Here is an 875-nt window from a genome sequence, read left to right on the forward strand (position 1 = left end):
AAAAGTTTTCCGCAGTCGCTTGCCAACAGCCTTCGGTTTCGTTGACTCCGCCACCGGGGACCACGAAGTGTGCGTGGGGATGGTAGACCATGGGATCGCGTCCCCAGGTGTGCAAGACGCCGAAGAAGCCAAGTTGGCACCCGGCGAGCGAACGCATGGCACCCGCCACGTCGCGAATCGTGTCACTGCCGCAATCGAAGATGGCAGTGTAGCCTTCGCGACGATGGCCGCGCAGCAGCGAACGCAGTTCCTCCGGAACCGTAAAAGTGACCAGGAAGTGATGCACCGGCAACAGTCGTTCCGACTGCTTGGCGAGCCAACTCTGCGTCTTATGCTTCTGGCAGTTGGGGCAGTGACGGTTGCCACACGAGCGACCGATGAGGTGCTTCGCTTGACACTTCTCGCATTCGATCAGGACACGGCCCAACTCGCCAGTGCGGCAGCGGGTGATGGCATCCAGGACGATCCGCATGGGAAGCGGCACTCGGTTGCCAAAAGCTTGCAGCAGTGCCGGTGCGTGCTGTCGGAGGCAGCTCGCAACGGTGGGCATCGCTTAACGTCTGCGAAAGATCTGTTCGATCGTTTCTCTGGCGTTAGCCTCGGCGGTGTCGGTCAGATGCAGGTAGATCATCGTAGTCTGCAGGCTGCTATGACCGAGATACTGTTGAATGACCTTTAAAGAGACGCCTGCTTCGAGCAGATGCGTGGCATAAGAATGCCGTAGCGTGTGGATACTGACACGCTTGGTAAACTTCAGCTCCACCGCGATCTTGCCCATCGCCTTTTGCAAAGTCGAAGTCTGGATCGGGGTGTCGGCCGTAGACGATTGTTTGTGATTACGCCCCTCGGCGGGGAAGAGGAACCGTGGATGTTGA

General features: G+C 58.5%; 2 protein-coding genes. Both read right to left on the reverse strand.

Translation table 11 applies throughout. The annotated features are described in order from the left end of the window. Positions 1-550: IS91 family transposase (locus ABD971_RS22905; RefSeq protein WP_425571348.1), on the reverse strand; the 550-nt coding region annotated here is incomplete at its 3' end. A 3-nt stretch (positions 551-553) separates the two neighbouring features. Continuing rightward, a partial coding sequence (locus ABD971_RS22910; RefSeq protein WP_345325922.1) for a tyrosine-type recombinase/integrase occupies positions 554-875 on the reverse strand: 322 nt, incomplete at its 5' end.

The organism is Novipirellula rosea (genome assembly GCF_039541335.1).
Classification (GTDB): Bacteria; Planctomycetota; Planctomycetia; order Pirellulales; family Pirellulaceae; genus Novipirellula; species Novipirellula rosea.